The organism is Agromyces solani, assembly GCF_058349925.1.
Genome location: NZ_JBYRER010000003.1, coordinates 243,928 through 259,484, shown reverse-complemented (window position 1 = coordinate 259,484; position 15,557 = coordinate 243,928). Strand labels below are relative to the sequence as shown.

9 protein-coding genes are annotated in these 15,557 nt (G+C 71.1%); 7 read left to right on the top strand and 2 right to left on the bottom strand.

Going from position 1 to position 15,557, the window contains the following annotated elements:
• Window positions 1–481: 481 nt before the first annotated feature.
• The gene (locus AC3RJ7_RS13630) at window positions 482–2,056 is read right to left on the bottom strand and encodes an MFS transporter (protein WP_491456395.1); all 1,575 of its coding nucleotides are present in this window, start codon (window positions 2,054–2,056) and stop codon (window positions 482–484) included.
• Window positions 2,057–2,153: 97 nt separating this feature from the next.
• Here AC3RJ7_RS13630 and AC3RJ7_RS13625 point away from each other — a divergent pair, with 97 nt between their 5' ends.
• A complete protein-coding gene (locus AC3RJ7_RS13625; protein ID WP_491456394.1) occupies window positions 2,154–2,600 on the top strand; it encodes a MarR family winged helix-turn-helix transcriptional regulator in 447 nt (148 codons plus the stop codon).
• Window positions 2,601–2,762: 162 nt separating this feature from the next.
• A complete protein-coding gene (locus AC3RJ7_RS13620) occupies window positions 2,763–3,743 on the top strand; it encodes a 1,4-dihydroxy-2-naphthoate polyprenyltransferase (RefSeq protein WP_491456959.1) in 981 nt (326 codons plus the stop codon).
• 3 nt (window positions 3,744–3,746) lie between these two features.
• Here the strand turns inward: AC3RJ7_RS13620 and AC3RJ7_RS13615 are convergent, their stop codons facing one another.
• Entirely contained in the window at window positions 3,747–4,046 is a 300-nt protein-coding gene (locus AC3RJ7_RS13615) for a DUF4229 domain-containing protein (protein WP_491456393.1), read from the bottom strand.
• A gap of 73 nt (window positions 4,047–4,119) precedes the next feature.
• Between AC3RJ7_RS13615 and AC3RJ7_RS13610 the strand changes: the two genes are divergently transcribed.
• From AC3RJ7_RS13610 to AC3RJ7_RS13590, 5 genes are all read left to right on the top strand, one after another.
• Complete coding sequence (locus AC3RJ7_RS13610; RefSeq protein ID WP_491456392.1) at window positions 4,120–4,557, top strand: PLDc N-terminal domain-containing protein; 438 nt, start codon at window positions 4,120–4,122, stop codon at window positions 4,555–4,557.
• On the top strand, window positions 4,550–6,565 hold the full coding sequence (gene menD / locus AC3RJ7_RS13605) for a 2-succinyl-5-enolpyruvyl-6-hydroxy-3-cyclohexene-1-carboxylic-acid synthase (RefSeq protein ID WP_491456391.1): 2,016 nt from the start codon (window positions 4,550–4,552) through the stop codon (window positions 6,563–6,565). Before AC3RJ7_RS13610 ends, menD begins: the two co-directional genes overlap by 8 nt.
• Before the next feature lie 153 nt (window positions 6,566–6,718).
• Window positions 6,719–7,576: a polyphosphate kinase 2 family protein gene (locus tag AC3RJ7_RS13600; RefSeq protein ID WP_491456390.1), complete on the top strand. Its 858-nt coding sequence runs from the start codon at window positions 6,719–6,721 to the stop codon at window positions 7,574–7,576.
• 124 nt (window positions 7,577–7,700) lie between these two features.
• Window positions 7,701–8,945 carry an isochorismate synthase gene (locus tag AC3RJ7_RS13595; RefSeq protein ID WP_491456389.1) on the top strand — a complete coding sequence of 415 codons (1,245 nt, stop codon included), beginning with the start codon at window positions 7,701–7,703 and terminating at the stop codon, window positions 8,943–8,945.
• A 205-nt stretch (window positions 8,946–9,150) separates the two neighbouring features.
• Complete coding sequence (locus AC3RJ7_RS13590) at window positions 9,151–15,522, top strand: DUF7507 domain-containing protein (RefSeq protein ID WP_491456388.1); 6,372 nt, start codon at window positions 9,151–9,153, stop codon at window positions 15,520–15,522.
• Window positions 15,523–15,557 lie beyond the last annotated feature (35 nt).

The window sequence follows — 15,557 nt, the reverse complement described above, 5'->3', positions numbered from 1 at the left end:
CGAGGTGTGGTGGTCGACCGGGGGTGTCGCGTGATCCCGGCGCCGGGCGCCCGGCGAGGTGTGGCGCTCGACCGGGGGTGTCGCGTGATCCCGGCGCCGGGCGCCCGGCGAGGTGTGGCGCTCGACCCGGGTGTCGCGTGATCCCGGCGCCCGGCGCCCGCGAGGTGTGGCGCTCGACCCGGGTGTCGCGGGACCCCGGCGCCCGTGAGGCGCAGGGACGACACCGGGCGCAACGAGAACCGCGGGGTGTCCGTCTCGCTCGCGGGTCGGCGCGCCGACGGCTGTGAGAGTCCTGCTCCCACCACCGTTCCTCCTCGGGCGGGGGGAGGGGCGCTTCGGAGGAACGGTGGTGGTGCAGGGGTGCAGTGCGGGCCTGCAGAACGATCATGTCGTGCTGCGGGACCGCCGCTTCCCGGCTCGGCCGAGACTGTGGAACGTCGCCGGGCGACGTCGCCTGGGGAGGACGAGTGCCCCGCGGGCTTCAGCGCGTCGCCGCGGCGTCGATGCGGACGGCGCCGTCGGGCGCCGGGGCATCCGCATCGCCCGCTGGGTCCGCGTCGCCCGATCCGCGGGCGTCGCCCGATGCGCTGGCATCGCCCGAGGAGGCCTCGACGTCGGCCTCGGCGAGACGGCGCTCCTCGTCGAGGTGGGCCTGCACCGCCGCCCGCCCGGGCAGCAGCAGGCTCGCGACCGCGGCGATCGCGAAGCCCGCGACCGCGACCCAGACCGACGCCTGCAGCGCGGTGAGCACGTGCTCGCGACTCCAGTCGTCGCCGACGACGGTGAAGAATACGGTCGTCGAGATGGCCACGCCGGCCGCGGCGCCGAGCTGCTGGAAGGTGCTGTACGCGCCGGAGGCCGCGCCGGCATCGGCGACCGGCACGGTCGCGAGCGCCACGTCGACGAGCGGGATCACGACGAGTGCCAGCCCGACGCCCGCGACGAGCATCGGCCACACCGCCGCCCATCCCGTGAACGAAGCGCCGGTGTCGGCGACGGTCGCGAACGTCCAGAGCACCCCGGCGGCGAGGGTCAGCGCGCCGATCGTCACGAGCGCCTTGCCGACCCGGGCGACGAGCGGGATGACCGCCCCGGTGCCGAGCATCGCGCCGAGGCTGAACGCGAGCAGGTTGAGGCCGGCCGTGAGCGCGTCGAAGCCGAGCCCGACCTGCAGGTAGATGATGAACGGCAGGGTGAAGGCGTTGAGCGCCCCCTGGAACGCGGCCTGCGTGACGATGCCGGCCGAGAAGCCGCGGTCGGCGAAGAGCGGCATCGGCAGCAGGGCCGACCCGTCGCGGCGCATGCGGCGGCGCTCGACGACGACGAACACGCCGAGCAGCACGACGCCCGCGGTGACCGGCAGCCACAGCCACGCCGGCCAGCCGAGCGATCGGCCCTCGACGAGCGGCACCATGAAGGCGAGCACGATCGCGCTGAGCAGCACGACCCCCGTGAGGTCGAGGCGCATCGGCCGCGACGAGCGCGTCTCGGGCACGAAGATCGCGGCGAGCACGAAGATCACGATGCCGACGGGGATGTTGATGAGGAACACCGTGCGCCAGCCGAGTCCCCACAGGTCGGCGTCGATGAGCCAGCCGCCGAGCACCGGGCCGGCGACCGCGGCGAGACCGCTGACCCCGCCGATGAGCCCGTACATGGGCGCCCGCTCGCGCGGCGAGAACAGCGCCTGCACCGAGGCGAGCAACTGCGGCACCATGAGCGCCGCGAAGACCCCCTGCAGGATGCGGGTGACGACGAGCACGTCGCCCGACCACGCGAGCGACGCGGCTGCCGAGGCGAGCGTGAATCCGGCGATGCCGAGGAGGAAGATGCGGCGCCGCCCGAACAGGTCGCCGAGCCGGCCACCGGTGATGAGCGCGACCGCGAAGGCGAGCATGTAGCCGCTCACGATCCACTCGAGTTGAGATTCGGATGCCTCGAGCTCGGCGCCGATCGTCGGCAGGGCGACCTGGACGATGGTGACGTCGAGCAGGTCCATGAACGAGGCGAAGAGCAGGATGCCGATGGCGAGTCCTCGGCGAGGTGCGGTGGCCATGGCGGCCGTCCTTTCGTATGCTGGGTTTGGTTCCGAAATGGAATAATCCCGAAACGGGATAATCCCATATCGGGAAGAATAGAAGGGTGCCGTCACGATGTCAAGCAAGGCCGAGGTCACCGCGCGCATCGTCGACCTGCTGCAGCTCGTGATCGCGTCGTCGGTCATGTCGAACGAGCGCATCGCCCGGTCGATGGGCATCAACGTCGTCGACCTGCAGGCGCTCGGGTACATCGCCCGCCACGGCGGGCCGATCACCACGGGTGAGGTGAGCCAGGCGACCGAGCTGCCGACGAGCACGACGACCCGCGTGCTCGATCGACTCGAGAAGCAGGGCTACATCGAGCGGTCGCACGACCCCGCCGACCGGCGCCGGGTGGTCGTGCAGCTCGCTCCCGGCGCGCTCGCCGGGGCCGGCCGGGGCGGCGAGGACGACCCGTACCGAGGCATCCTCGACGGCATGCGACGCGTGCACGAGGACTTCTCGGTCGCCGAGCTCGAGGTCGTCGCCCGCTACCTCGACGCCGTGAAGGACGTGCGCTGAGCCCGACGCCGGTCGGTCGAGGTGCGACGGAGGAGGGCATCGAGACCACCTGGCGGCGTGGCCTCGATACGGCGCTGCGCGCCTGCTCGACCGACCAGCTTTGACCGAGGCCATAGGCACCCGAACTAGCATGGCCGTGTGGCACGCCCGAAACCCCAACGGATGACCCCCGCCGACGAGCCGGCCAAGCGCCCGCGCACGCACAGCACGTCGGGCAACCCGGCGAAGGCCGCCTCCCGCGCCGACGCGTCGAGGCCCGTGGGCCCCGCGACCGCCGCCGACTGGATCTCGGGCGCCCGCCTGCGAACGCTGCCGCTCGCGATCGCCCCCGTCGCGCTCGGCACGGGGGCCGGTGTGCTCGCGATCGCCGAAGGCCCGTGGCATCCCGCCCGTGCCCTGCTCGCGCTCGTCGTCGCCCTCGCCCTGCAGATCGGCGTCAACTACGCGAACGACTACTCCGACGGGGTGCGCGGCACCGACGACCACCGGGTGGGCCCCGCGCGCCTCACCGGTTCGGGCGCGGCGAAGCCGAAGCACGTGCTCGCCGTCGCGCTCGCGTTCTTCGGCATCGCGGCCCTCGCGGGGCTCGCACTCGTCGTCGTCACGCAGCAGTGGTGGCTGCTCGCGATCGGTGCGGTCGCGATCGTCGCCGCCTGGTTCTACACGGGCGGCAAGCACCCGTACGGCTACTACGGGCTCGGCGAGCTCTTCGTCTTCGTGTTCTTCGGCATCGTCGCGACGGCCGGTTCGGCCTTCGTGCAGGCGCTCACCGTCAACCTCGAGGCCTGGCTCGGCGGCGTCGGCGCCGGGCTGCTCGCGTGCGCCGTGCTCATGGCCAACAACCTGCGGGATGTCGCACAGGACAAGATCGCCGGCAAGCGGACCCTCGCGGTGCTCGTGGGGCAGCGCGCCGGTCGCGTGCTGTTCGTGGTGTTCACGCTCGTGCCGTTCGCGATCGCGGGGTTCTTCGCGCTGTTCTACCCGACGGCGCTGCTCGTGCAGTTCGCGCTGCTCGCGGCGCTGCCGGCGTGCCTCATCGTGCTGATGGCGAAGACGCCGCGCGAACTCATCACGGCGCTGCAGCTCACGAGCCTCACGGCACTCGTGTACGGCGTCGGGCTCGGGCTCGTCTTCGCGTTCTGACGCCTACTCGGCGGCCGGCTCGCCGGGCTTGCCGGGCTTGCGCACGGCGTCGAGCGCCGCGTCCTCCTCGGCGTCGTCCTCGCGGACGAGCGGCTTCTCGCGATGGCGCGCCTCGTAGAGGTCGGTCGACATCGAGCTGCGGGGCTTGCGCAGGAAGATGAGTGACGCACTCAGTCCGAACAGGGCGGCGACCGCGGCCGACACCCACACGTTCACGCCGGCGATCAGCAGCACGGCGAGCGGCGCGGCGAACAGCACGACGCGGATCGCCGTGTACCAGATCCAGACGGGTACGGATTTCACCCTGACAGTGTAGGCGCGGGACCTGCGTGCGACTCCCAGCCTGCCGTGACCCTCGCGAGCATAGACTTGGGGCATGGCACGGCTGCTCTTCGGACTCGTCGTCGCCGTGGCGATCTTCATGATCTACGCGGTCGTCGACTGCGCGATGATCGATCGTTCGCGCATCCGGGGCATCGCGCGCGGCTGGTGGATCGTCGTGATCCTCGTGATCCCCGTCATCGGCGGCCTGCTCTGGTTCTTCGTCGGCCGCGCACGCGCCGAGCGGCTGCCCGACGGCCGCCGCCGCACGGTCGCCCCCGACGACGACGCCGACTTCCTGCGTCGCCTCGGCGACGACGCCGCACAGGACGAGCGGATCCGCCGGCTCGAGGCCGAGCTGGCCGAACTCGACGGCGAGACGGATGCCTCGGCCGACGGCCACGGCGCCGGTCACAAGGCCGACCCCGGAAAGCGACCGGACAACCCCGACCAGCCGGGGGAGTCGGGCCCCTCGACCCGGCCGAATGCCTGATCCCTCCGGCGGCGCCACGACGCCGACTTCGACCGCGAGCGCGACCGCTCCCGCCACCGCCTACGCGATCGCGCTGTTCGAGGCGCTGGCCGCCGACGGGGTCACCGACGTCGTCGTCGCACCGGGCTCCCGTTCGCAGGCGCTCGCCCTCGTCGCCGCGGAGTTCGAACGGCTGGGACGGCTGCGACTGCACGTGCGCATCGACGAGCGCGGCGCGGGGTTCCTCGCGCTCGGCCTCGCCGTCGAGACCGGCCGCCCCGTCGTCGTCGTCACGACCTCCGGAACGGCGGTCGCGAACCTGCATCCGGCGGTGCTCGAGGCGCACCACTCGGGCGTTCCGCTCATCGTGCTGACCTCCGACCGTCCGGCGGAGATGCGCGGCATCCGCTCGAACCAGACGACCATGCAGCCGGGGATCTTCGCGGGCGCGGTGCGCCTCGAGCGCGACGTGACCGCACCCGACGGCGCTGCCGGCGAAGCGGTCGCGGCCGAACGGCTCGCGCGCGAGGCGGTGGCCGCCGCGCTCGGCCGCGACCTCGAGGGCGGTCTCATCGCCCACCCCGGCCCGGGTCCCGTGCACGTGAACCTGCAGCTGCGCGAGCCGCTCTCGTCGGCGTGGAGCGGTTCGACGAGCGACGACGGAGCGTCTCGAGAGCTCGGCCGAGCCGGTTTCGAGGCGGTCGCTCCGCTCCCTCCGCGGCCGGCCGGGCGACCTGCCGGCGCCCTCATCGCGCGCGGCCCGCGCACCGTCGTCGTCGCGGGCGCCGGAGCCGGCCCCGACGCCGAGGCGTTCGCGCGCGCGGGCGACTGGCCGCTCATCGCCGAGGTCACGAGCGGGGCGCACTTCGGCCCGAACCTCGTCGTCGCCTACCGCGAACTGCTGCGCGAGCCGGGATTCGGCGACCAGGTGCGACGCGTCGTCGTGTTCGGGCACCCGACCCTGTCGCGCGAGGTGCCGGCGCTCGTGCAGCGCGACGACGTCGAGACGATCGTCGTGGCGCCGTCGGGCGTCGAGTGGTTCAACCCGGGCCACCGCGTGCGCCGCTTCGAACGCGCCGTGCACGCCGACGCAGCGACCCCGAGCCCCGACGAGCGCGCCTGGGTGCGCCGCTGGGTGCATGCGAGCCGCATCCTGGTCGACGCCGGCCTGCCGACCGTGCCGCCGCCCGTCTCGCCCGGCATCGACGAGACCGGGCACGTGCACGACTTCGAGGCGCACGGCGAGTTCATGCGCGCCCAGCTCGAAGGCGTGCGGGCGCCGATCACCCGCCGCATGCTCGTCGATGCGGTCTGGGCCGCGACCTGGCCGCACGACCGGCTCGTGTTCGGCGCCTCGCGGCTGATCCGCGACGCCGACCGGGCGGTGCCCGGCCGTCGCATCGCGGCGCACGCGAACCGCGGCCTCGCCGGCATCGACGGCACGGTCGCGACCGCGCTCGGCATCGCCATCGCGAGCCAGGCGGATGCCTCGGCCGCGGCGCATGCGACGGACGACGCGTCGGCACCGCGGGTCGAGGAACGCCCGACGCGGGAGGACGCGTCTCCGAACCCGGTCTCCGCGACCGTCCCTCCCGGCTCCGCGGAGGGCGAGCTCGCGGCGATGCTCGCCGAGGCGAGCGCGGTGGAGCGCTCGATCGCGGCCGCCGCCGAGGCATCCCGGGGCGGCGCGACCGACTCGAGCACGACGCGTGCGCTCATCGGCGACCTGACGCTGCTGCACGACGTCGGGTCGATGCTGCTCGGGGCGGGCGAGGCGCGCCCGAGACTGCTCGTGATCGTCGGCAACGACGGCGGCGGCACGATCTTCGATTCGCTCGAGGTCGCCGGCACGGCCCCGGCCGATGCGTTCGACCGGGTGCAGTACACGCCGCAGTCGGTCGACCTCGCGGCGCTCGCGACCGCCTACGGCTGGGCGTACGTCCGCGCGACGACGCGCGGCGAGCTCGACGAGGCGCTCGCGAAGCGGGTCGAGGGGCCGACCCTCCTCGAGGTGCCGCTGCCGCGGTGAAGTGAGCTCCGCTGGTCGAGGAGCGCCGACGCGGAGCGGCGACGCGTCTCGAAACCTCGTGAGCCGCTCCCGAGACCCGTCACGAGGGTTTCGATACGCGTCCGACTTCGTCGGGCGCTACTCAACCGGCGATCGCGCTGGCATCATTGCCGCATGAGCCGCGAATCGTTCTGGACCGCAGACCCGTCCGACCTGCTGCGCGTGGGCGAGGGGTTCCGTCTCGCCGATGCGGCGACCGACGACCACCCGGGGTTCGAGGGCGGCAAGTCCGAGGGCAAGGACGCGCTCGCCGAAGGCGCCGACATCCTCGCCGAACTGCAGGAGATGCTGTTCGCGGGCAGCCGCATGGGCGGCGACAAGCGACGCATCCTGCTCGTGCTGCAGGCGATGGACACGGCAGGCAAGGGCGGCATCGTCAAGCACGTGATGGGCGCGGTCGACCCGCAGGGCGTGCACCTGGCGGCGTTCAAGGCGCCCACCGAGGAAGAGCTCGGCCACGACTTCCTCTGGCGCATCAGCAAGGAGACGCCAGGCCCGGGCATGATCGGCGTGTTCGACCGCTCGCACTACGAGGACGTGCTCATCGGCCGGGTGCGCGAGCTCGCGCCGCCGGAGGAGATCGAGCGGCGGTACGACGCGATCAACGAGTTCGAGCGCGGGCTCGTCGCGAACGGGGCGACGGTCATCAAGGTCATGCTGCACATCTCGGGCGACGAGCAGAAGGCGCGCCTGCAGGAGCGGCTCGACCGCCCCGACAAGCACTGGAAGTTCAACCCCGGCGACATCGACGAGCGGGTGCTCGCACCCGCCTACCAGGAGGCGTACCAGCACGTCTTCGACCGCACGTCGACGCCGGATGCCCCGTGGTTCGTGATTCCCGCCGACCGCAAGTGGTACGCGCGCCTGGCCGTGCAGCACCTCCTCATCGACGCCCTCGAGGCGATGGAGCTGACCTGGCCCCTGGCCGACTTCGACCTCGCGACCGAGCGGGCGCGCCTCGCGGCGAGCTGACCGGCGCGGTCGTCGGTCGAGTAGGCGCGCAGCGCCGTATCGAGACCACGCCTCGAGCGACCTCGGTACGCTCCGTCGTCGCTACCCGACCGGCCCGCTCTCCGGGCGGGCGTAGGCTGTACCGGTGAGTCAGACGCACGCCCAGGCGCGCCTCGTGGTCAGAACCGTGGCCGTCGACGAGACCGAACCGCTGATTCCGCGCACCGACCCGCGTCATCCGCTCGTGTGGCTGCGCCGCGGCGAGGGCATCGTGGGGCTCGGCGAGGTGCTGCGCATCGAGTCGTCGGGTGCCACCCGCATCGAAGACGCCGCGTCGGCGTGGACCTCGCTCGCCGAGGCCGCCGACATCGACGACCGGGTCGGCCTGCCCGGCACGGGACTCGTCGCGTTCGGCGCGTTCGCGTTCGCCGACGAGTCGGCCGCGACGAGCGTGCTCATCGTCCCCGAACTCGTCATCGGACGACGTGAGGGCCGCGCGTGGGTCACGCGCATCGGCTTCGAGACGCCCGCCGAGGTCACGATCCCGGAGCCGTCGCCCAAGCGGCAGGTCCCCCGGGTCGGCTTCGATGCGGGCTCGATGCCGCCCGAGGCATACGAGGCCGCCGTCGCCGAGGCCGTGCGCCGGATCGACGCCGGAGAGTTCGAGAAGGCCGTGCTCGCGCGCCAGCTCGTCGGCACGCTGAGCGACGACGCGGGCCTGCGCGCGACGATCAACCGCCTCGCCGAGGACTACCCCGACACGTGGACCTTCGCCGTCGACGGCCTGATCGGCGCGAGCCCCGAGACGCTCGTGCGCGTCGACCACGGCACCGTGTCGGCCCGCGTGCTGGCCGGCACCGCGCCGCGGGGTGCCGGCGAGGCATCCGACCGCGACCATGCCGCCGCCCTCGCGGCGAGCGAGAAGAACCTCGCCGAGCACGCGCTCGCCGTCGCGAGTGCGGTGCAGCGGCTGGCACCGCACACGACGCGGCTCGACACGAGTCCCGAGCCGTTCACGCTGCAACTGCCGAACCTCTGGCACCTCGCGACCGACCTCAAGGGCACCCTCGGCGACGGGTCGAACTCGCTCGACCTCGTGCGGGCGGTGCATCCGACGGCGGCCGTCGCCGGCACCCCGCGGAAGGTCGCGCTGCGCGCGATCGCCGAGCTCGAGGGGTTCGACCGGGGCCGCTACGCCGGGCCCGTCGGCTGGGTCGACGGCGACGGCGACGGCGAGTGGGCGATCGCACTCCGCTGCGCGCAGGTCGATGCCGACGGCACGGTCACGGCATATGCCGGTTGCGGCATCGTGCACGATTCGGTGCCGGCCGAGGAGCTCGCCGAGACCGAGATGAAGTTCCGTCCGATCGTCGAGGCGTTCGGCGGCTGACCATCGCGGCGCGCGGGCTGTCACCCGTTTCGTCCTCCACGTGCCGCCATGCATCGACCTTCACGCACATCATGCGATCTGTGTGATGCGCACTTCGATCGCCTTCGGAACGGTTGTCGCAGATCCTTCGCGACGGTGATGCGCACCGCCCTGCGGGGGACAGGGGGCGAACATGTCGGTTCGGAACTTCAACGGGGATGGGACGATGACGCGGGCGCGGGGGCGCCTCGTCATCGTCTTCGTCGCGGTCGTCGCGATGGTCGCGGGGCTCGTGCTGCCGGGGGTGGCGCAGTCGGCCTGGGCCGGGCCCGGCAGCCTGATATCGGGCATCGCGTGGGCCGACGCGAACCGCAATGGCGTACGCGATCCGGGCGAGCCGGTGAGAGCGGGCGTGCCCGTTCAGCTGCTGTCTTCGCCGGGCGGGGCGGTGGTCGCGTCGACGACGACGGGTGCCGCCGGCGCATACAGTTTCGCGAACGCGGGGGACGGCACGTACGTCGTGCGCGCCGATGCGCCCGGAGCCTTCGTCTTCCCACCCACGGCGAGCGGGCAGAACGACTTCGCGCGAACGGGTACCCCGAATCCCGGCGAACCCGAGCGCGGGGCGACGGCGCCGTTCACGATCACGGGCGCCACCCAGGTGACCGCGCTCGACGCAGGCCTGCAGCCGATCGCCGACCTCAAGGTGACGAAGATGGACTGGAGCGACGCCTGCGAGGGATTCGCGCGCACCGGCATGCCGCCGTTCGATGCCGATGACGAACCCGGCCATGACAGCGGCACGGCGAACTGCCGGGTTCGCCCGCAGGACAGCGTGTACCAGAACTACTCGATCGCGTTGACCGGTCTACCGACCGGTGCGTCGGTGCCGAACGTGGTCGCCGAGTTCACGATCTCGTCGCCCGACGGAGCCAAGCTGCGCCTGAAGGGGCCGGCAGCCGGCGGCATGCCTGATGGGTGCCTCTACGCCGCGAACGGCGCCGTGCCGACCTCGTCGAGCAAGACGAACCCCGACGGTTCGATCACCGTGATCTGCAACCTGGGCACGATGTCGTCGAACGTCGTGGCGATCCAGCTCGTCTACGACTTCGCGTCCAACACGCCGATCCCGTCCCACGCCGAGATCTCGATGCGCTCCCATGCGGCCGGCGGCGACGCGGGCGACTCGAACACCGTCTCGGGCCCGCTCGTCGAGGTCACCGGTATCGCGATGTGGGAGCTGCGCAAGCGGGTCCAGGGCTTCGCGACGAACCCGGGCCCCTCGAACCCCAGGTACGTCGTGCGCGACGGCCAGCCCGGCTACCAGATGCACTACATCTTCGAGATGGAGGACCTGCTGCAGGGCAAGGGGGCCGAGCTGCAGTGGCCGCTGGCATTCCACGACCAGATGCCCGAGTTCCCGAACGCCGTGATCGCCGGGTGCTCCGCGTACTCGTTCTACCTGGGTGGACCGTACCCGAACGGCGAGAGCTGGACGATGCCCGACTGCCCGGTCGGGCAGACGCAGGGGCCCGACGGCTGGACCCTCAAGATCCAGAAAGGCAACCCCGCGACGAAGGGCCACACGCTGATCGACGTGTGGATCCCTGCCGAGGACCTGTACCGACAGGTCGACCCGAGCTGGCAGGCGGGTCAGCCGGCGCCCATCGGCGAGTACTCGTTCGACAACCTCGCGAAGGACACCGACACCTGGGCGATCAACGGCGGCCAGCTGAACTACGGCGACGGCAGGGAACCCGGCTACGACGGCACGGGTGACAACCTCGCGACCTTCTCGGGCGAGGCAAAGGAGGCGAAGTGGGATCTGCAGAAGTCGACCCAGGGGAGCCCGACGTTCACGAAGGTCGACGTCGACGGCGTACCGACCGAGGGCTATACGCAGCGCTACCGGCTGCGGGTGATCGACCTCACGGGCAAGCCCAACCTGGCGCCGTTCCTCGATGACCCGCTGACGTTCAAGGACAAGTTCTTCCTCGACGGCGAGTTCGCTCCTGGCGCGGTGTTGACGCGCTGCTTGGCGGCCGGGTTCACCGTGGTGCGGTCGAACAATTCGTTCAACGCGGACACCGGCACGCCGACCTGCACCACGGGCACCCAGCCCGGCACCGGCACCGACATGGACACCGGATGGGAACTGACCTTCCACCCGAACCAGTGGGCCTACGACCTGCGCTACGCCGACATGTTCGTCGACATCTTCGTGCCGATGGACGAGTTCGAGGTCGACCCGTGCACCGACCTCACGACCGACGTGCGGTTCAAGAACATGGCCGTGCAGTCCGACGGCTGGACGGCGCTCGGGCTGCCGATGAACGGCACCGGGTTCGAACCCGGGTGGGACGGCACAGAGGCGACCGGCAACAACGTCATCGACCACAAGCTGAACTTCTCGGGGCAGTGCGGCTCGCTGACGGGCAGCAAGAACTACGCCGACTGGGCCGACGGGCAGGGAGCGGGGGGAACCTGGGCGGGGCGCATCGTCGGATCCTCGGTGCGCAGCCTCGCAGACAATCCGCGCGTGAAGGTCGCGAACTTCCAGCAGTGCGATGTGTTCGACGTCTCGGTGTTCGAGCTCGCCCCTCCTCGCTGGGTCATGCCCCGGTTCGCCACGGTGAACACCCCGGTGGAGAACCTCGACCCGACCGAGTATGTGATGGAGTACGCGGAGGGCCCCAACCAGGTCGACACCCAGGCCGGACCGCTCGGGGCGAATGGGCAGTATCCGCTCGACGCGTCGTCGAACGACAGCGCCGCGAACACCTGCCGTGAGTACGCGGGGCCGTGGAACGCCGACCCCGCCGCGTTCGGGGCCGGCTGGGAAGACCGGGTGAACATGGTGCGGGTGCGTCCGATCGATCCGACGACGGTTGCGACCGGGCCGTTCGACGCCTACCTGCAGTTCGAGGTGCAGACCCGGCTCACGTACAACGGAGGCCCGAATGCAGGTGAGATGATCCCCGCGGGCGTGCGCGCCCACAACGTCGGCGGATGGCCGACCGGGACCACGGGTGAAGGCTGGAGTACAGGTGCACGAGACCTGCTGACCGTCGCACCCGGCATGACCGTCCAGAAGACGGTCTCGCCGAACACCTACCTTCCGGGTGACACCGTCACGTGGAACCTCAACTCAATGGCGACGCACGCGTACGACGGCATGACGATGTACAACGTGCGGCTCGTCGACACGATCCCGGCCGGGCTCGAGTTCAACCTGCAGTGCACGAGAAGTCAGCTGCCCGCGGGAGTGACCGTCTCGTACGACGCGGTCAAGCGCGAAGTGACGTTCAGCGCCGGAGACATCCTGCTCGAGGATGTGGCAGTCACCGGTGGCAAGTGGATGTTCCACCAGAGCGATGCCTCCGCATCGCGAGGTCCGCTGAAGGTCTGCACCGATGTGTCGGACCTCGCGCAGCCGGGAACGAACTACATCAACCGAGTGCAGGTCATGGCCGACAACTCCCCGGACAGGCCGGCGGCCCAGGCGACGATCCTGGTCGTGGGCACGGGCAAGCTCGGCATCGAGAAGCAGGTCGACAAGCCCTATGTGGCGAGCGGCGAGGAGTACGAGTGGTCGCTCGAGTGGGGCAACACCTCGCAGATGATCCCGTTCCAGGCACCCGATGTGATCGACGTGCTGCCGTGGAACGGCGACTTCGCGGCCGGGTCGCTGTCGAAGCGCGACCAGTACGCGACGGCATTCCAGGGCACCGCGCAGCTGACCGGCGCCCTCGCGCCGCCGGAGTTCCTGGCAGGTGGTACGGGTGACCTTCCGGGCACTTGGTACTACTCGACGGCGAACCCGGCGACGATCGACCACGATTCGCGGGTTGCGTCCAATGCGAACCCGCAGGCGGCGGGCGGGTTGTGGCTCACCGCGGCCGAGGTGACTGATTTCTCGAAGGTCACGGCGATCCGGTTCGTGTCCGGCGGGGATCTGCCGGTGAAATCGCGGGTGCGGGCGGTGATCACGGCGACGTCGGTGACCCCGACGCTCGACAACGTGTACGTGAATCGGGCGACGATCGTGTCGCCCTCGTTCCCCGACGACCTGCTGTACTCGAACGAGCCGTACGTGCAGGTTCCCGGATTCACGCTGGGTGACCTGGTCTGGATCGATCGCGACTGGAACGGTCGGTTCGATGCCGCGGTCGATACGCCGCTCGCCGGGGTGAAGGTCGAGGTGCTCGACGCCGACGACGAGGTCGTCGCCACGACGACGACCGAGGCCGACGGGCGCTGGTCGGTCGCAGCCCTCCCGGAGGGGGCGTACCGGGCGCGGATCCCGGCGACGATGTTCCAGGCGGGCGGACCGCTGGAAATGTTCCAGGTGAAGACCTTCGGGTCGAATGAGGCCGACGACGAGAACGAGGGCACCTCGAACGACAACACGGCGACCCCCGATCCGCGGATGACGGGGCTCACGAGTTCGCCGGTGACGCTGGCGTACCGGTACGACGGCGAGAACCTCGCCGGAGGCACGGGTCCATCAGGCGACGATGTGGCGCACCTGGCGGGTGAGCTGATCGCGGACGACTTCACGAATTTCACGGTGGATCTGTTCGTGGCTCCGGTGCCTGGCGTCGACCTCGAGAAGCACACGAACACGGTCGATGCGGACGATCCGACGGGTCCGTTCGTCGCCGAAGGTGATGACGTGGAGTGGACGTACCTCGTGACGAACACGGGCTCGACCGAGCTGTTCGATCTCGAGGTGACCGACGATGTCATCGGGCCCGAGCAGATCGACTGCGGCGACGGCTCGAACACAATCCCCGGTCCGCTGGCGATCGGCGAGACGGTGACGTGCGTCGCGACGGGTGTCGCGACGGCGGGGCAGTACGCGAACCTCGGTTCGGTGGTGGCGCATGGCCCGGTCGCGGTGGACGGCGAGGGCAACCCGCTGCCGCCGGAGGAGCAGGACCCACCGGTGACGGACGAGGACTGGTCGCACTATTTCGGTGCGGAGCCTGCGGTCGATATCGAGAAGTCGACGAATGGTGAGGATGCCGATGAGGCGCCGGGTCCGCTGGTCGCGGACGGCGGCACCGTCGCCTGGCGGTACGTGGTCACCAATACCGGCAACGTTCCGTTGACCGGCATCACGGTGACCGACGACCGGGTGGATGCCGCGGACATCGACTGCGCGAGCACTGGGTCGAACGTGGTCGCGGGTCCGCTCGCGCCGGGTGACACGGTGACGTGCATCGCGGTCGGCGCGGCTGTTGCGGGTCAGTACGAGAACACCGGCAGCGTCGTCGCGACCGGCCCGGTCGCGACCGATGCGGATGGCGGGGACGTGCCCGGCGTGCAGGTCGACGACGATGACCCGTCGCACTACTTCGGGGTGGACTCGTCGGTCGACATCGAGAAGGCCACCAACGGTGACGACGCCGACGAGGCGCCCGGCCCGCTGGTCGCGGTCGGCGGCGACGTCGAGTGGACGTACGTCGTGACGAACACCGGCAACGTGGCGCTGACCGACGTCACCGTCACCGACGACAAGGTGGATGCCTCGGGCATCGACTGCGACGGCACGGGCGGCAACGTGATCGCGGGGCCGCTCGAGCCCGAGGCATCCTTCACCTGCATTGCGACCGGTACGGCCGCGGCCGGCCAGTACGCGAACCTCGGCACGGTGACCGGTACCGACCCGCTCGACGAGGAGGTGACCGACGACGACCCCTCGCACTACTTCGGCGTCGCGTCGGCGATCGACATCGAGAAGGCGACCAACGGTGAGGACGCCGACGAGCCGACCGGCCCGTACGTGCCGACCGGCGGTGACGTCGAGTGGACGTACGTCGTCACCAACACCGGCAACGTGCCGCTGACGAACGTGACCGTCACCGACGACAAGGTGGATGCCTCGGGCATCGACTGCGACGGCACGGGCGGCAACGTGATCGCGGGGCCGCTCGAGCCCGAGGCATCCGTCACCTGCATCGCGACCGGCTCGGCGACCGTCGGCCAGTACGCGAACCTCGGCATCGTGACGGCCCTCGACCCGCTGGAGACCGAGGTGACCGACGAGGACGCGTCGCACTACTTCGGCGCCGAGCCGGCGATCGACATCGAGAAGGCCACCAACGGCGAGGACGCCGACGAGGCGCCCGGTGTGCCGCTGACGGTCGGCGACGACGTCGAGTGGACGTACGTGGTCACCAACACCGGCAACGCCCCGCTCGTCGACGTCACCGTGACCGACGACCTGGTCGACGCCGCCGACATCTCGTGCGACGGCAGCGACTCGAACGTGGTCGCCGGCCCGCTCGAGCCGGGGGAGTCGTTCTCCTGCACGGCCACGGGCGTCGCGATCGAGGGCCCGTACGTCAACATCGGCGCGGTCACGGGCCGGGTGCCCGGCACCGACCTCGTCGTGACCGACGACGACCCGGCGAACTACACCGGCGCGGTGGTTCCGGTCGTGCCGTCGCCCTCGCCGTCGTCGTCACCGACGTCGCCCTCGGACGACATCGCGGCCACCGGCGTCGCGCCGATGGCGGGCATCGTCGGGGGAGCGCTCGCGATCATCGCGGGCCTGATCGTGATCGCCGTCGTCCGGCGCCGCAGGGCCTAGGCGAACACGAGACCGAGCCGCGCCCAGTGCCCCGG